At 38.7% G+C, this 16433-nt stretch carries 14 protein-coding genes and 2 pseudogenes; 12 read left to right on the top strand and 4 right to left on the bottom strand.

Annotated elements, in window-relative coordinates; all coding sequences use genetic code 11:
- Positions 1–937: 937 nt before the first annotated feature.
- From BN1546_RS03635 to BN1546_RS03600, 5 genes and pseudogenes are all read left to right on the top strand, one after another.
- The gene (locus BN1546_RS03635) at positions 938–1717 is read left to right on the top strand and encodes a hypothetical protein (RefSeq protein ID WP_255305263.1); all 780 of its coding nucleotides are present in this window, start codon (positions 938–940) and stop codon (positions 1715–1717) included.
- Positions 1718–1855: 138 nt separating this feature from the next.
- Positions 1856–2047 carry a hypothetical protein gene (locus BN1546_RS03630; protein WP_090736006.1) on the top strand — a complete coding sequence of 64 codons (192 nt, stop codon included), beginning with the start codon at positions 1856–1858 and terminating at the stop codon, positions 2045–2047.
- Between the two features lie 432 nt (positions 2048–2479).
- Positions 2480–2956 (top strand): RNA 2'-phosphotransferase, encoded by a 477-nt coding sequence (locus BN1546_RS03620; protein WP_090736001.1) that lies wholly within the window; start codon positions 2480–2482, stop codon positions 2954–2956.
- 195 nt (positions 2957–3151) lie between these two features.
- Positions 3152–3271 (top strand): annotated as a pseudogene (locus tag BN1546_RS27710) (DUF1805 domain-containing protein); the annotation flags it as partial.
- A gap of 1040 nt (positions 3272–4311) precedes the next feature.
- Positions 4312–4560: a CPCC family cysteine-rich protein gene (locus BN1546_RS03600; RefSeq protein ID WP_025676434.1), complete on the top strand. Its 249-nt coding sequence runs from the start codon at positions 4312–4314 to the stop codon at positions 4558–4560.
- Positions 4561–4704: 144 nt separating this feature from the next.
- On the opposite strand, the gene BN1546_RS03595 is transcribed toward BN1546_RS03600, so the two are convergent.
- Complete coding sequence (locus BN1546_RS03595; protein WP_090735994.1) at positions 4705–5949, bottom strand: hypothetical protein; 1245 nt, start codon at positions 5947–5949, stop codon at positions 4705–4707.
- Between the two features lie 669 nt (positions 5950–6618).
- Entirely contained in the window at positions 6619–8895 is a 2277-nt protein-coding gene (locus BN1546_RS03590; RefSeq protein ID WP_090735991.1) for a preprotein translocase subunit SecA, read from the bottom strand.
- Positions 8896–9113: 218 nt separating this feature from the next.
- Here BN1546_RS03590 and BN1546_RS03585 point away from each other — a divergent pair, with 218 nt between their 5' ends.
- From BN1546_RS03585 to BN1546_RS03575, 3 genes are all read left to right on the top strand, one after another.
- On the top strand, positions 9114–9587 hold the full coding sequence (locus tag BN1546_RS03585) for a copper amine oxidase N-terminal domain-containing protein (RefSeq protein WP_090735989.1): 474 nt from the start codon (positions 9114–9116) through the stop codon (positions 9585–9587).
- Positions 9588–9804: 217 nt separating this feature from the next.
- Positions 9805–10047 carry a DUF1871 family protein gene (locus BN1546_RS03580; RefSeq protein ID WP_090735986.1) on the top strand — a complete coding sequence of 81 codons (243 nt, stop codon included), beginning with the start codon at positions 9805–9807 and terminating at the stop codon, positions 10045–10047.
- A 239-nt stretch (positions 10048–10286) separates the two neighbouring features.
- Complete coding sequence (locus tag BN1546_RS03575) at positions 10287–10616, top strand: hypothetical protein (protein WP_090735984.1); 330 nt, start codon at positions 10287–10289, stop codon at positions 10614–10616.
- A gap of 54 nt (positions 10617–10670) precedes the next feature.
- Here BN1546_RS03575 and BN1546_RS03570 read toward each other — a convergent pair whose 3' ends face one another.
- Positions 10671–10994, bottom strand: coding sequence for a DUF3139 domain-containing protein (locus tag BN1546_RS03570; RefSeq protein WP_090735981.1), 324 nt, complete (start codon positions 10992–10994; stop codon positions 10671–10673).
- Between the two features lie 128 nt (positions 10995–11122).
- On the opposite strand from BN1546_RS03570, the gene BN1546_RS03565 reads away from it, so the two are divergent.
- Together BN1546_RS03565 and BN1546_RS03560 are read left to right on the top strand one after the other, a co-directional pair.
- The gene (locus BN1546_RS03565) at positions 11123–11668 is read left to right on the top strand and encodes a hypothetical protein (protein WP_090735978.1); all 546 of its coding nucleotides are present in this window, start codon (positions 11123–11125) and stop codon (positions 11666–11668) included.
- Positions 11669–11826: 158 nt separating this feature from the next.
- Positions 11827–12465 carry a restriction endonuclease gene (locus BN1546_RS03560; protein ID WP_013370214.1) on the top strand — a complete coding sequence of 213 codons (639 nt, stop codon included), beginning with the start codon at positions 11827–11829 and terminating at the stop codon, positions 12463–12465.
- A gap of 361 nt (positions 12466–12826) precedes the next feature.
- Here BN1546_RS03560 and BN1546_RS03550 read toward each other — a convergent pair whose 3' ends face one another.
- Positions 12827–13186 (bottom strand): hypothetical protein, encoded by a 360-nt coding sequence (locus BN1546_RS03550; protein WP_090735973.1) that lies wholly within the window; start codon positions 13184–13186, stop codon positions 12827–12829.
- A gap of 598 nt (positions 13187–13784) precedes the next feature.
- Here BN1546_RS03550 and BN1546_RS03545 point away from each other — a divergent pair.
- Both BN1546_RS03545 and BN1546_RS03540 read left to right on the top strand, forming a co-directional pair.
- Positions 13785–15044: pseudogene (locus BN1546_RS03545) on the top strand (WXG100 family type VII secretion target).
- A 26-nt stretch (positions 15045–15070) separates the two neighbouring features.
- Positions 15071–15352 carry a hypothetical protein gene (locus BN1546_RS03540; protein ID WP_253806490.1) on the top strand — a complete coding sequence of 94 codons (282 nt, stop codon included), beginning with the start codon at positions 15071–15073 and terminating at the stop codon, positions 15350–15352.
- Positions 15353–16433 lie beyond the last annotated feature (1081 nt).

Raw genomic sequence — 16433 nt, 5'->3', positions numbered from 1 at the left:
GATTCAAGCTTGTCCTTGTATCAAGTAGGATGTATTGAAGATGTTTATGGTGTTGAAGAGCTGATTTTTCGATTTATATATGAATATCTCAAGCTAAATCCTACTGACTATTTTTGGATTCCTGATTACGATTGGGTCTACAGTTGGGAAGATATGCAGAAGTTCAGATCTCTGCCCTATGATCCAAACTGGTGCTATAAAAATTCTAAATCAATATAATTCACAACGATTAATGAATATCTATAAGCTCGCTCCTTTAATAATAAAATGGGAGCAAGCTTTTTTCATAGTAATTTATCTGATAAAGAAGATAATTTGCATGCACCTAAGAATTAAGAGGCGGGTTTAAACAGGAGAGTCTTCAATCAGGCTACTAACTTAGCGATATGGGTAAAGTATACGGAAGGTGCGTGAATGTTATGAAGTATGATACATTCTTAAAATTATGGGAAGAACAAAATAGTCTAATGAGACTATTGTTCTGTGAAAATAAAGTGTTAGACTGAAAAACAAAGCCTTAGACCGTGAAAAATAAAGTTGTAGACTGGCAGTCGACATTAGCCAACGGGCAGGATAACGCAACCATTAGATGAACTTATGGTTTCCATTTGATACAATTTATCCCAGAAGTATCTTCGCGGGTTCATGAAAAGCAGCGGTGATGAACTAATAGGAGACCAACACAAAAAAGTGGTAGTTTTATGGATATGCAATAGTTTACTATAGGATCTTATTCTCGGTTCGTCTGAACCGATTGTAACGGAGATTCATGAAGTGCCTGGAGAGATGGAAATAAAAGTGTTGTCTGACAATGGACAGAGCGGGATTGGAAGAGCGGAAGTGAAGTGGCAAAGCCCGTAAGCGTAGGTCACAGCTCATAATACGAACGGAGAACTATAGCTTAACCAAGGAATTACTGGAAAATGCGGAGGATAATTTGGATCGCAATTCGCTGGAATCGAGCGGAGATTCACTTCGCAGACAACTGGTGGCACTTCGCGCCGAATGGAACTTGGTACTAAAAGGAGGGGTAGGACACATGCGAGAAGAACAGGAAATATTCGCGGGCAAAGGATATAACAGGTCGTACGCAATTGCTACAGGTCTACCGATTTTGAATATTAGGGGTAGCTTATCGCGTGAAAGTAACGGTCAACTACCGTTTCCGTGGGTGACAACGGGCATCAAGATTGATAAAGAACAGATGCTGGAAACCGTTATGAAGCAGAAATCACTCGAGTATTTGTTCAAGATGCAATTCAGTAAGGAGGAAATGACCGACCGCAATTTGGTTGTAGGCTGTTATGAATACAGGGATCCGAATGACAAGGAACAAATAACGCTATATGCGCTGGTTTCGTTGAAGGAATTTCTCGCGAGATACGGCGATGAACGGGCATTGGAGATTCTGATGCGAGTTGGCTGCGCATACGAGAAGATTATGGAGGAATGCGATGAAGCCATTGAAGAACACTATGCAGTGTTGCGCCAGGCACTTCATTTGAAGAATCTGAGGGAAAAATATGACGTCGTTTACCAATGGGTTGAAGAGGAAGGGCAAAAGACGTACATAATCAGATACACCAAATCGAGTTATACGAAGATTAAAGCTGAATCATTCGTAGAGTTAACCAAACTCTATGATGAGCAACGGAAGAAGGACGCAAAGAAGACGTTCTCGACTCTGGAGCCGTTAGAAGCATTCATGCAAGCATAAGAAAACCGCCCCTTTACGGGGCGGTTTTCAACATTTCATCGAACGAAGATTCGAGGAATATCCAGCGATAGAGAGGATTCTCGACAGTCGCATCGGAAAGTGCTGACCCGTACGCCAGATATGGTCGAATGGGGACTGATGGAAGACGTTGATCCAGCCGATTATTTCGGCAAAACCATAGAGGTAGAACGATTTAAGGCGATTGGAAGCCTAACGATTCAGGGAGAATTTATCGCCTCGGTGTTTCTTACTAACGGCAAGCCGATCGGCAGCACCGAAACGGTTGTAGATATATCGCATGAAATAATTTTGCACCACTTGTTACGCTAACAGAGAACGTTAGTTCAATAAACCAGCGGCAGTCTAGGACTTTATTTTCAGGTCCTTGACTGCCGCTGGTTTTATATTTGGGTCAGTCTAAAACTTATTATTCCAAGTCTGACGATTTAGCAATTCAGAATCAGCTTAGGACCAACAAATCCAGTCTAAATCTTTATTTTCATCGGACAACTATTAGAGAGGAGGGATTTAAGAATAGGAAATTTTTTATCATGGATTTGATAAGAGGTATTTTCGGTTATTTTCATTGTGGGCTGGGACTTGCAAAAATATTGGAGGCTTATAACAGATACAGTCTAAGAGGTTTTTTAATTGGAGCTACATCTTTCCTTATCGGAGGTTTGGGGCTTTACTTCACAAGGCGCTATGAATCATCGGATAGGTTATTATAGATAGACAAATATTTTATTAAAGGAGTATACAATGTTAACACCAAAACAAGAAGAGAGCCTCAGTAAGTTTATGAGTAAGATTCTTAGGCATACACCAGAACAGTTTGGTCTTGAGCTAGACCATGAGGGTTATTGTGACATTCAAGACCTGATTCAAGGGATAAGATCAGAGAATAGATGGGCCGATGTTAGTGAGTTGGATATCAAGCAAGTAGTAAACCATTGTTCAAAGCAAAGATATGAGATTGTTAATGGGTACATAAGAGCTAATTATGGGCACAGTGCAGGCAGATTGGATTATAAGGAGGTCACTCCACCAACCATTCTCTATCACGGTACAAACACAAAGGTAATCCATAACATTTTTACTGAAGGAATTAAGCCAATGGGCAGAAAGTATGTAGACACAGAAAAGGCATTAGTCAATCAAGTAAAGTTTTATAAAGCCAACCATGGTGTTTGGCTTGCTGACCTTGTGCCGTCACAGTACTTAAAGAAGTTTGAATAAAGCATAGACCTAGAACATTAACTTATGATCAAGAGACTAGATGGAATGATTCGTCTAGTCTTTTTGATTTCGCCTGTTTTACTGTACATAAATAAGATTTTTAATATTTTGAATGTATCCACGAGTGTCCACACTTACCCGCAAATGCCGCATAAAATATCCCGGATGAATAAAGAGGAGGTGCATGTAATAACCATGATACACATGGAACCCATTCAAGTGGGTGAGCATACATTTATCGGAGTCGAGGTCAAACTGCCTAAAACAACGCTGTTAACGATCTCTAACTCCCGTGGTTACATCATGTGTGGTGCGTCTAAGATGTACCGAATTTTGGGGTAGTAAAATTTTTCGCTGGTTAAGCCGTAAAGTCAAGCGGGACAAGCTTTCATAGCAATTTTCAATTTACTGATCTGTACTGATTCATTCTATTAAAATCTTATAAATGACTGAATTTTGTGACCACATTTGTGACCTCTTGGAGTTGGACAAGCATGTGACTGTGCATTGCATTTCCGTTATAATCCTTCAAAGAATAATTATACGCCCCATCATCTACTCCTTTAATGGGGGCTTAGCTACGCTGAATAATTTTATCTTGCTCTTTTAAAATACCTTGCATTGGTTTCGTCCTTAAAAATAACTTGTGTACTAACTAAGGTAGCTTTACCTATTTGAGTTTTAACTGAATAAATTTTAGATGGTTTGTATCCTTGAATTTTTACAAGATAATCGAATACCTTGTTTTGAGTATCACTTTTAGTGTAACTACTAAGCGTCCAAACGCTTGCGAATATCATTACTATAAAAATTGCTATTCCATATTTTCTTATAACTATCTTCTTTGTTGGAGCAAGCTAAAGTAGCGCTACCAATGACGTAATATTTGCTTCGAACCGTTACTTAAGAAAAGGAACCGTTGCGATTTGGACAGCTTCTTTTGCTTTGGAGTTATTCAAAGAATCTACTTATTTCCTCTTATACACAAAAAAGTAATTGTATACACTACTCCAGCAAAGAGGCTTAGTAGAAACGATGTTGTAATGTTCTAAAAATAAAAGTAGAAGTGGGTACCGTATAAAATTCAAACATACCGTTGATCGGAGTACTCGTTGTTGTTGGCCCTTTAATAAAGGAATAGTATATTCCTACAATAAAACCGTAAGACAAATACTTAATTAGATTTTTTTCAAATTTACTCATTTGTTAGCCTCCAATAATGTTTTTGGAAAAGTAGAATTCTTGTACTATGAAGCCATTCAAATTAGTATAGGAAAAGCCTAGTATTTAAAAAAAATCTTTGTTAAGCTAACAGGAAACGCTAGTTGAAATCTGTTATGTGGAGGTCACTATATATGAAATATGCATGTCCATGCTGTGGTTATAAGACACTGGATTATGAACCACCAGGTACCTATGACATTTGTGATATTTGTTTTTGGGAGGATGATGTTGTTCAATATCACGATCCCGATTATGAAGGGGGGGCAAATATTGAATCGCTAAGGCAATATCAAAAAGCTTATTTACAAGGACGTGTTAATCGTAAGCCAACGATTAACGATGAGCGTAATGAGAACTGGAAACCACTTTTGAAAAAGTGACAGTCTCATTACGCTAACGAGAAACGTTAGGTCAATGACAACAGGGGCGGACACAAGATTTTATTTATCAAGTCTTGTGTCCGCTGCTGTTCCCTTTAATAGACTGGTCCATATTTAGCTGGTGTTAGATCTGGAAGAGAAGAATTATGGTTTTTTCTTGGTTTTAGGCAATACTTCGACTGCTATCTCAGCCCATTTGACAGAGCCGTACGGTGAACTACCTCCCACGAATACATCTGGGCTTAGAATATTGACCAAATAAGTACCAGGTTTTTGAATAACGACAGAACCGCTAAAGGATTTATCCTGTTTGAGGGGAATAACGGTCTTTTTTTCAACTTCAACAAAATCACCGTTTTGGAATGCTGCCACTCCAAAAGAAACTTCATTGCTTTCCAGATACGTAGCTGTCACGACTCCAGCAATTGCTATTGGATCTCCAGCCTGTACACGGAGGTATCCCTGTGTAGGTTTGGTAAAGCGGATATCCTGCTCGTTCTCGGGATGGTTGTATCTAATAGGAACGGAGGACGGGTTTAATACTTTGCGATGGACCATTATCTTAACAGATCCTTTATCATTGGTGTGAATTTCTAATGGATTTGGACCAGGACGAAGCTCAACTGAATATTCAATCCGCCGAAATGTTTGCCCATTTATTATAATCGGCTTTCCAATGCTTTTTTCTTTTCCCTTAAACGTGCTAATGCTACCTCCAATGGAACTTGTCATGCCACCGTGCCCTGTATTTACCATAAGATAAGCATGCCCGAACTCTTTTTGTACTAATGCACTAAAAGTGATTTTTTCCTTATCCGTTGTATAAGTTGGGTGAAGCGCTTTAACTACTTTGTCGTTCCAGACCCAGTGCATGACTCCATTACTCCATGTATAATTTATTCCCATTTTAGGCAGAAGTGACGCTGGAATATACAATTGATCGTTTTTCATAAAGGTTTTAGGGATTGGCTCATCCAGCGCTGTCATTGTTCCGTCTTCGTACCTGAAAATCTTTGATTGGTTAGGCATCAACCGAAATGAGGAAAAAGGTACCGAGTTCTCAATGTCAAACTCCGCCCACGTGCTGCCTGTCTTTGCATCCCACTTGATGGTTGCCAAGTGAACTGTTTCCAGCCATTTGAACGGGAAATATAAATGATTATTTTTCTTCAGCAGGGGAGCGGTTTTTATGGAGACGGAATCCAGCGATAAAGAAGATTTGTTTATTTCGGCAGTCAGTTGGTGCGGAACCAGATAGAACACAGCCGCATCCTCTACTACAACGGGAAGATTGGAAGTTGAATTCTCCGCATAACTCAGAGCCGTTGGAAGCAGGCCAGAAATTAGAAGGCAGGAAGATACAAGTAGAGAAACAAAAATTCGTCTCATTGAATAAACACCTGATTTCATTTTTTATCATATATACCAGAAAAACGAAAAAAAGTTGCACAGATATAAGTCTTTTATTCTGACCATAAGTTTTTTTGAATAACTTAGTTCTTTCATTAACTGCTTTCTTATTTGTTTTATGACAAGCTTTATGATACTTCGACACGACTCTTACTATAGGATAAATATAAGGCTAATTTACTTTGGAGGTGTCTTTTTGGAGTTATTTCTATTTATACTTAATATTTTAGTTATTCTCCTTTCTATTGCTGGTGGAGTGCTTTTAATTGGATTATTGTGCAGAGGATATATACTGCTAGGTTTACTTATTGCTGAGAAAAAGAGTAGAATAACGGATCAATCTCAAGATCAGGCTTGACTATTAGCCCAACATCCGATGGCGGTTACATTCAATGAGAATGCCTGCTTTATAGCGGCTACGCTTGTTGCCATTGGCATATCAATCCCTCCTCAAAATGAGTGCAAAAAAGCCGCCATAGCTTTGGCGGCCGTGATTGGTATGTTTATACCGATTATAAAGTTGAGAAATCTAAGCGGACGTCCAAAGTCAACACGGAGTCAATGCTTCGCGTCAACTTTTTCAGCGCAGGATGAATCGAGCGTTCGCTCGTATTCGTCCCGATCATCCTCAAAAAAAGCTAAACTGCATCAAAATTTTGCCAGTTTGAATATCGGCCTCAAAATCTTGCGAATCCCAAAAGCAAATACAGTCATTGCGGTCCATGAGCTGCGCATATTCTGGATGTATTGATCGTTGATTATATAAGTCCGAGTGGAAGTAGGGCTCTTCAGACCGAACTCTTCCCACTTCGCCGGATCATTCGAACCTCCGAGCCTTACAAGCATATTCGCTGACTTGCTATTTATTTTAGCTCGAATTTGCTCGTATGCTTGGATGATTTGCTCATGAAATTCGTCGATCGGATTGCGGCTAGCAAGGCTCTCCAAGTGGATGCCTTCGCGAAGGTAAGAAATGTATGCCAGATGGTCAGCCCAGAACTTGTCAATATAATAAAGCCGTACCCGCTGCTCCGAAGGGCTCATCGGCGTTTCTCCTTTCAAAATTGCGAGCCGCTCCTCGTATAGAATACGTCGCTGTTCCTCCACCATATCCGAATAACGGTTTAGTTCCTGGTGGATATCGAAGTTCTGGCCCATAATAACGCGCTGAATATGCGCGATTTTGCTGCGTAGCACCGGGTCTTCGAGAGCCTCATCCTGCCTGTGGGCGTGAATCGCTTTATCGATGCCGAACCGAAGTAACAACTCGTCCTCTAAGCTTACGAAAAATACGGAAGCTCCAGGGTCGCCTTGGCGTCCAGAACGCCCGCGCAGTTGGTCGTCGATCCGCACGCTTTCGTTTACATGCGTACCAATCACGTATAACCCTCCCAGCTTGGCGACAACTTCTGCTTGCGTAGGGTTGCCACCGCCGAGCCGAATGTCGACGCCGCGTCCCGCCATATTCGTAGACACCGTCACGGCGCCGATTTCTCCCGCTCTTGCAATGACCTCGGCTTCTTCTGCATCGTTTTTTGCATTCAGAACATGGCAGGGTACGCCGGCAACTGCTAGCGCCTCTGCCAGCATGTCCGACTCCTCCACGCTTGACGTACCAATGAGAATCGGCCGTCCCATCGCATGGACGGCCGAGATTTCTTGGACAAGCGCCTTAAGCTTGGCTTCCTTATGGGTATAAATTCGATGCGGTTGGTCGATCCGTATGTTTGGCCGGTTCGGTGGAATTTGCACGACCTGCAGCGCATAAACCTCTTTGAATTCCATTGCGGAAGCGTACGCGGTAGCCGTCATTCCGCAAATTTTTGGATACAGGCTAATGAAGTGTTGAAGGGTGATCGTTCCGAGAATTTTCCCGCCGACTTTCGAGTGCATCCCTTCTTTGGCTGCAAGCGCGGCTTGCAGTCCTTCTGGCAAATGCCTATTCTCCGCCACGCGGCCGGTATATTCGTCGATCAGCTCGATTTTACCGTCCCGGACGATGTAATCGACATCTTTTTTCAATAACGTTTCCGCATGCAACGCGCAATTTAACGACGACAACAAATGACTATTATGGCTTTCGTACAAATTACCGCATCCCAGCAGCGACTCCGCTTTCGCAGCGCCCGCCTCATTCAAATAAACGTTCCGCTTGAACTCGTCGAAGTCGTAATACTTATCTTGCTCAAGCTGCCTAGTCACATCTGCGAAACGAATTACGTCGTTGCCGGAAGAATCCGGCTCGCCAGCGATGACTAGCGGCACCCGAGCTTCGTCGAGAAGCAGTGAATCCGCTTCGTCGACGATAACGTAGTGGAAAGGACGATGCACGGTATCGGCTTCGCTTAGTGTAATCGTGTCGCGCAAATAATCGAATCCCGCTTCTTTGGCCGTAACATAGGTTATATCCGCGGCGTACGCTTCTCGTTTTACGGATAAGCTCATGCCCGCTTGAACCGATTTTACCGTTAACCCGAGGAAACGATAGATCGGACCCATCCACTCCGCATCCCGATTTGCCAAATAATCGTTAAAAGTGAGCACATGAACGCCTTCGCCGGTCAGCGCATTTAGATAAGCAGGCATAACAGCAGAGAGCGTTTTTCCTTCGCCGGTATGCTGCTCGATCACAAACCTATCGTGCAGAGCGATGGCAGCCATGATCTGGACATCATAAGGCTTTAATCCGAGCTTTCTCTTCGCTGCCTCGCAGACTAACGCATAAGCATCGACAAGCAGCTCATCCAAAGGGGTACCCAATTTTGCTTCCTTTTTCAGCCGGAGAGATTCCGCTTTCAGCCGCTGATTGTCCCATGCTTCCAAATTCCGTTTCCTAATGAGCTCCGCTTTGTCCCGATAGCCTTTCAGCTTATTCTGGGTATCGCGGTCTTTGAATTTTTGCATCAACTTGACGGCTAAATTCATTGGAATTTGATCCCTCCTCGGTAGAAACACGCAATTCTACTAGTGGCTAAAGTATAATCAAACTCTGTAACAATAGCAAAGTTTGGAATAAAAAACTTCCTTGCTTCATTTTTATTATTAGGCAACGATGTATGATTAACAGGAAAAGTACATCTTGGAGGTCAGAAAGATATATTTTCAGTAAATTGTTAATTTTAACAAAAGGGAGAGATGAATGTATGATGAAAAGAATCTTTACGGTTTCCGTATTTCTTATTTTTTCACTTGTATTAAGCGTACAAGCGAGTGCAACAAAACATCCTTATAGTTACACAATTAATGTACAGGTAAACGGTGTTCCTATTAATTTTGGAACTAATTCAGATTCACCTCCTTATATTGAAAATGCTACAAATACAGCTTTTGTTCCTCTTCGCTTCGTTTCTGAAAATCTAGGAGGGAGAGTAAGAGACTGGGACAAAACTTTACAACAAGTCACCATTGAATCAAAGAATGGAACTGTAATTAAATTGGCGATCGGTAGTAAGATTGCGTATGTCAACGCTGAAAAGAAAATTATGCTGGCGGCACCGCAGATTCCTACAATTCGTGTTCAAGTTCCTTTAAGAATCGTTTCTGAAGTGTTAGGAGCTAAAGTGGATACCAAAAAAATAGGTGAAACATTAAATGTGAACATTACAACCTCTAATTAATAATTCTTGAACCTAGACTATCCTATTTATGCGGCGGTTTTTCCTCATTTAATTGATTAAATATATTTTCATCGTCAAGCATTTGTTTTTTTCAAAAGAAGGTGCTGCTGTAGTTGCTAACGAGGGGACACTTGTTACAGTTATTCCTAAGAGTAAGTATGATGATGAATATAAAGCACTATCTAAATCGTTATTTGGAGAATAGGAGTCTATAGAAATGAACGATGATATTGTACAAATGATTAATGAATGGAACCCAGTCGAAATATATCCTCTATTAGAAGATGAATATTATTCAGAAATACGTAAAATTCATGAAAAAAGCATGGAAACAAACTCTACTGGAGAATTAGCAAAGCAGATTCATTCTGTATTCGCTCAATCTTTTAAAAAGAAATTCGACAAAAGCATTGAAGATTGTCAGTTAATTGCCGAGAAGATAATTAATATTACAAAATAATTTATTTATGAGCTTGCTCCTTTAACAATAAAATGGGAGTAGGCTTATTTTTGCATAATTGGTCAATCAAATAAAGGACACGAGTTTTTGAATACAGCAAACAACAATATCATCCATGATAAGATGGTTGTGCCTGGATAGGTTAATAAGGAATTGGGACAATGGTTTATTTATAGCGAAAACACTAGCGTTACCATTGAATTTGAAGACGAGAAGAGCCTTAAACCAAGGAGGAGTATATGGGATATGATTCTTTAATTAAAGTTATTATTTCAGTACCAAAAGATGAATTAACTATTCATTGGGGGAATGGATTAAAGATTATTGGTACTAGGGACACAATCTATGAAACAAACAATGGTTTAAATGAAGATGATAATGGGTTCCTTGAATATGATGCTGCAGTTATTGAAGTTAAAAAAATAGTATCTAAGCCGATTAACGATGAAGGAAGTATATATAAATGGTTGCAAAAAGGAAAAAGCTCCTTTGTTGAAATTTCTCTCCATGACGATCCCCCTAGCATGATTACATCTTCAGATGGCTCTATTATCTGGGAAAATGAATAGCTTAGGCCATCCTCAATTGAGTTTTTTCACTGAATTGAGGATGATCTTTCGTTTTTATTTGTTTTCATGATGTTTATAAATATAAGCACCATCATCTACTCCCTTAATAGGGGCTTGGTTATACTGAATAATTTTACCTTGCTCCTTTTTATAAAAATACCTTGCATCGATTTCGTCCTTAAATATAACTTGTGTACTAATTAAGGGAGCTTTAGCTATTTGAGTTTCAACTGAATAAATTGCAGATGGTTTGTATGCTTGATCTTTTATAAGATAGCTGAATACTTCGTTTTGGGTATAACTTTTAGTGTAACTACTAAGTATCCAAATGCTCGCAAATAGAGTTGCTATAAAGATTGCTATTCCATATTTCTTCATAACGATCTCCCTTTTTAATTGAAAGAATAGAAACAATTCAGTTTTTCTTCTAATGCTTTTTAATTATATTGTCTATTCCCTTCATTTCCCTTATGATAATTGTACTATTACCAGACAAGGGGATACATATGAAGAAAGCTATTCTACTATTATTAATGATTGTTGTTTTAATTCCATCACAAGTATTGGCAGCAACATCTACAAAAGCAATGTCAACAAGTGAAATCGAAAAATTATACTTTGAGAATTATAAAGATCGTGTAAAAGAAATTAAAGCTGCACAAAAAAAGCTTAATGCTGTTCTAGGGGCAGAGGTTCGTGAGCTAACTCAGAGATTAAACCAAGCAACTGCGCGATATAAAAACGAAGTGAAAAATAAGTCTAGTAAAACGGTAATAGCTCAAGCGAAGGTTGATTGCGATAAATTAAAGAAGGAGCTCAGTGTGGCGAAGGTTGAACTAAGTAAAAGTATTAAAAATTACAAGCGAGAAAGTGACCAAGTTTTAAAGGATATTGCAAAACAGAAAGCAGACCTTATAAAATTCATTAAGAATCACACGGCAGGAAAAGACAAACTTACGGAATCTCAATTTAGCAAGCAAGTTAATGGAGAAATTATGTCGATCGGCAATTCATTTACTGAAGCTTTAAAAACATTAACGGAAGCTGAATAATAGGGAGTAAGGCAGCAGGTATTACCTGTTGCCTTTTTATTTAGACTTACTTTTGTTTCTAATTCACTATATTCATCTAAATTTTACGGGAAATTGTACCTATTTGTTGTATTATAAGCAAGTATGGAAAAGAGTTGAATAGCTGAGGAGGAGCAGAGTTGTACATATTTATAGTTGTTGGTGTCATTGCTGTATTACTTGCTTTGGCTCTATTACGTTTTCTTAAAAAGCCTAAAGTCCAAGAGCGATATAAAGTAACGCAGGATATTGACCCTTACAAAATCGGAATAAATGAGATCGATCGTATGGAAGATGGCAAGGATTTTGAAATGTATCTGTTCAGGTTGTTCTTGTGTTTAGGCTATAGTGATGCGTATAAAACACAGGACAGTAGAGATTTTGGAACAGATTTGGTATTTACGGATAGAGAAGGATATCGCAATGTCATTCAGGCAAAACGGTATGCATTAAGCAATCCTGTAGGTTTGAGTGCAGTTCAGGAAGTGTACAGTTCTATGCGATTTTATAGAGCTAAGAAATCTATTGTGATTACTTCAAGTAAATATACTCCCTCGTGTGAACAGTTAGCCAGTTATAATGGAGTGAAGCTGCTGGATCGTAATGATTTAATTCGAATGATTGAGCTATTCAAAGAACAACAGCACAGCAAAGTAAAAGATATCATCGAAGCAGAGCCTTACTTGAGTCTGGATTCATGGGATGATTATAGGAATAACAGTAAAGTGATAAAAAAGGATCGTAAGACTGAAAAATACCAGAAACAAACTGTGTTGTAACGAAAGAAAACAGGACCGGAACGGATAGGGATACCCCCTTACCAGTCCGGTTTTCACTTTTTTCACGCAAAAGACTGTCTAATGGTCGAAGAAAAACTACTTTTGGAAGAGCTCCATTTTTGTCGCAGGCGAATAACTATCTATTGACGGTTATAGTAGGAAAACTTGTTTTCAATTAACGACTTCATGCCTGAGCAAAGCTTTTTTACTGTGTTACTCTTGTGTGCGTAATAATAGATCTTACAGATCTCTGCTGGTTCAGGCTTTATCAGCAGTAAGTCCACGTCAGCTTCTTTCCAAAATTCACCCAAAACGATATAGGGCTTCGCTTTTATATCTATTTTTCGTAATGATTCCAATTCTAAACGTATCCTTCAATTGAAATATTTTCAGCTGTTTCAAAATGCTTTTTTACATCGCTCGGCAGTTGAAACCCTAATGATGCTTCTACCTGTTCAATTTTATGTAAAGATGCACCGCCATCTAAAACATCCAAACTACTGTAAACGTTTCTAAGCGAAGCTGCAAACTTTGGATATGTCTGGAATACTTGTGGTATCTTTTTGTTAAGAAGTTCAAGTTGAATTTTATCCTGCTCTTTTTGAATCTTACAAAAAGCTTTGAATTCGGCTTCATAGTGTTGTTGATATAGATCGGAATTTTGTTTCTCGCCGAAAGATATTCGACGGCTCTCTTTTGGCTGGAAAGGATAGGAAACCATCGAAAGTCGTGCTTGATGGGTTTGAGTTTAAGAAAAACGCCACGGGATAAGTGCTTTTCCAATTGAACTTTATTTTCTTCCCACCATGCTTGCCATTCTTCTGGAGATAGCTCGCATTGACTAATTGAACGAATGTCTTTTCAAATTTTTCTACCAATTCACAACCCTCCAAAAAACATCAAGTTATTATCTTTATTCTTATGGTAGTCTGGTTTCTGAAAAAAGGGAACTAAAGGGTGCTATTCAAGAGGATTTAACCTTTAGGGATGCTGCTTGATAAAGACGGAAGACTAATCTGGACTCACAATATAGAGGATTAGTGAATGAGGCGCTGGAAGGGTTTGGGGATTGAGCTATGATCTCTTAACTTTCTGGGTGATTATTCGGATAAGGAAATCAATGATTAGTTCAGTCAGAAAAAACAAAATGGATAGTTACAGATTAAAGATTGAAGATGAGGATTAAAAACGATGAATTTAAGCCTTTAGACATAGGTAGAAAGGTTAATCCTTCATATAACAATTAGGAACTAAGTTCATTTTCCATAAATCGGAATAGTGTTACTATGTCATAACGAATTCATGACTAGAGGTAAACTATGACAACTATTAAAGTGACACCTGAGCAACTTATGACTGTCTCCAAGCAGTTTGAGTTAGCACAGCAAACTGCAACTCAAATGAATAGCAATTTATTAAAACAAATTTCATCTATGGGACAATTGTGGGAAGGACTGACTAAAGAGCACTTTTACTATTCCTTCCAGACCTCTCAGAAGAATATGAACGACTTTGTTACACTGATGGATTCTATTGCGAGGGAGTTACGTCATCATGCAGATAAATTCAGATTAGCGGACCTAATGGAAGCAGGTAATATTGACACAAGTTGTTTACCGCCTCCACCGAATTCATGTGCTATTCCTGCTCCAGATACACGAAATGCATTCCAGAAATCGGTAGATAGCTTAACTGAACTAGGTCAGGATTTTGTAGATGCTAATTCAGTACGCTATGAGAAAAAGTTTGATTCGGTTTGGAGCTTCTTAGATTATATGTCGTATGGTATTCCAAAAGGAATGTATCAAGGGTACATGGAACGGGCAGCTAAACAAAACGATTCATGGAATGACATGCTCAATTTCGGTACATTTGGAATAACGGGTATGATTTAGGGAGCATTTAATCCTACCAATGCGTGGTCAAAGGAACACTGTGCTAATATGATCGGTACAGCAGGATTGTTTGGAGGAGTTAGCTCAGTTATTAAGCCTAAAATTGGGTTATCAGGGTCTATAAAATATACTCCATTAAAAGATGGAACTACCCGAATAATAGAAGAGGCGGACAATGCAAGAAAAATTATTGATACTAATGGCCTGCGTAATGAAGTGCCTTTAACTGTAGCACAAATTGAAGGTTTAACTCAGTATGCAAAAAAATTAGGGATGCCACAAGAAAATATCCGTGTAGCGGGGCCTAATGACACATCTCCTACTGGATTATTATTTGATACGATTCTCAATATAAATAATGATGTATTACCTTCTAATGCGACAGGTAAATTAGCAGCTAATAGCCGGATTACTGGTCATGGAACAATAGCGCATGAAGTTGTCGGACATTATGAAGCAGGACTAGCAGGGAAATCCTTCCGGGTTATGGATGATGAATTTAACGTTATAACTAGGAACTTTGCACTTGACGAAGCTCAAGCAAGTATCAGAGCTGCACGATTTGCTCCTGATTTGACCCAATTAGAAAGAATCATGCTATTAAGAGATGGAATTACTAGATTAAAAAACGAAGGTATCAAAATTAGGGAAGTTAAAGATATACTGTTCATACATGAACGTTAGAATGGAGAGGTTCTCTTTTGGAGATTATGAAGTTAGACGATATTATTAAAACACCCAATAAAGGAATCATTTTAATTGGAACAAATCTTGGTTTAGATAAGCAGGATCATACCAATTTGAAAGGTTTGATAGGTTCAAAAATACAAGTAGATAAGATAGATGGAACGAAATGCGAACTGGACGTATTGGATATAAGCATTTCTTTCTCCATTGCTAACCATCCGCTAATTGGAATTAATGTAAAGGATTCAGAAAACATTGAAGATATAAAAAAGGGAACACAAGTAACAGTACTTAAAAAAGTTTGAATAAAGCGTAGAACTAGAACATTAACTTATGATCAAGAGACTAGATGGAATGATTCGTCTAGTCTTTTTGATTTCGTCTGTTTTGCTGTACATAAATAAGCTTTTTAATATTTTGAATGTATCCACGTATTTCCGTTATAATCCTTCAAAGAATAATTATACGCCCCATCATCTACTCCTTTAATGGGGGCGTGGCTATACTGAATAATTTTATCTTGCTCTTTAAAAATACCTTGCCTTGGTTTCGTCCTTAAAAATAACTTGTGTACTAACTAAGGGAGCTTTACCTATCGCTTTGAGTATGATTTTTAGTATAACTACTAAGCATCCAAGCGCTTGCAAATATCATTACCGTAAAGATTGATATTCCGTATTTTCCGATAACTATCCCCTTTGTTGGAGCAAGCTAAAGTGGCGCTACCAATGACGTAATATTTGCTTCGAACTGTCACTTAAGAAAAGGAGCCGCTGCGATTTGGACAGCTTCTTTTGCTTTGGAGTTATTCAAAGAATCTACTTACTTCCTCTTATACATAAAAAAGTAATTGTATACACCACTCCAGCAAAGAGGCTTAGTAGAAACGAGGTTGATAATGTTCTGAAAATAAAAGTAGAAGTGGGTACCGTATAAAATTCAAACGTACCGTTGATCGGAGTACTCGTTGTTGTTGGCCCTTTAATAAAGGAATAGTATATTCCTACAAAAAAACCGTAAGACAAATACTTAATTAGATTTTTTTCAAATTTACTCATTTGTTAGCCTCCAATAATGATTTTGGAAAAGTAGAATTCTTGTACTATGAAGCCATTCAAAGTAATGTAGGAAAAGTCTATAAATATAGCGATCTTAAAAATCTTTGGAAAGGATGTTTATTGATATTATGTCAATTATATCGTTTTAAATCAATAAAAAGGACTATGGATAAAATCCTTGAAACTCTAGGTCACGCTAAGAATGTACACAGCGTCTAACATTAACAATACGTGAAATCCCGTCATATCAAGGCTTATGACAGTTTGTCAAAAGTATTAGGAAAAGAAACTTTGTATTATTAGGAATTTTATTCTTTTTCTTCGTGAT

Origin of the sequence: Paenibacillus sp. Mc5Re-14 (genome assembly GCF_001049835.1) — a bacterium.
GTDB classification, from domain to species: Bacteria; Bacillota; Bacilli; order Paenibacillales; family Paenibacillaceae; genus Paenibacillus; species Paenibacillus polymyxa_C.
This window is presented reverse-complemented; position numbering and strand designations above follow the sequence as displayed.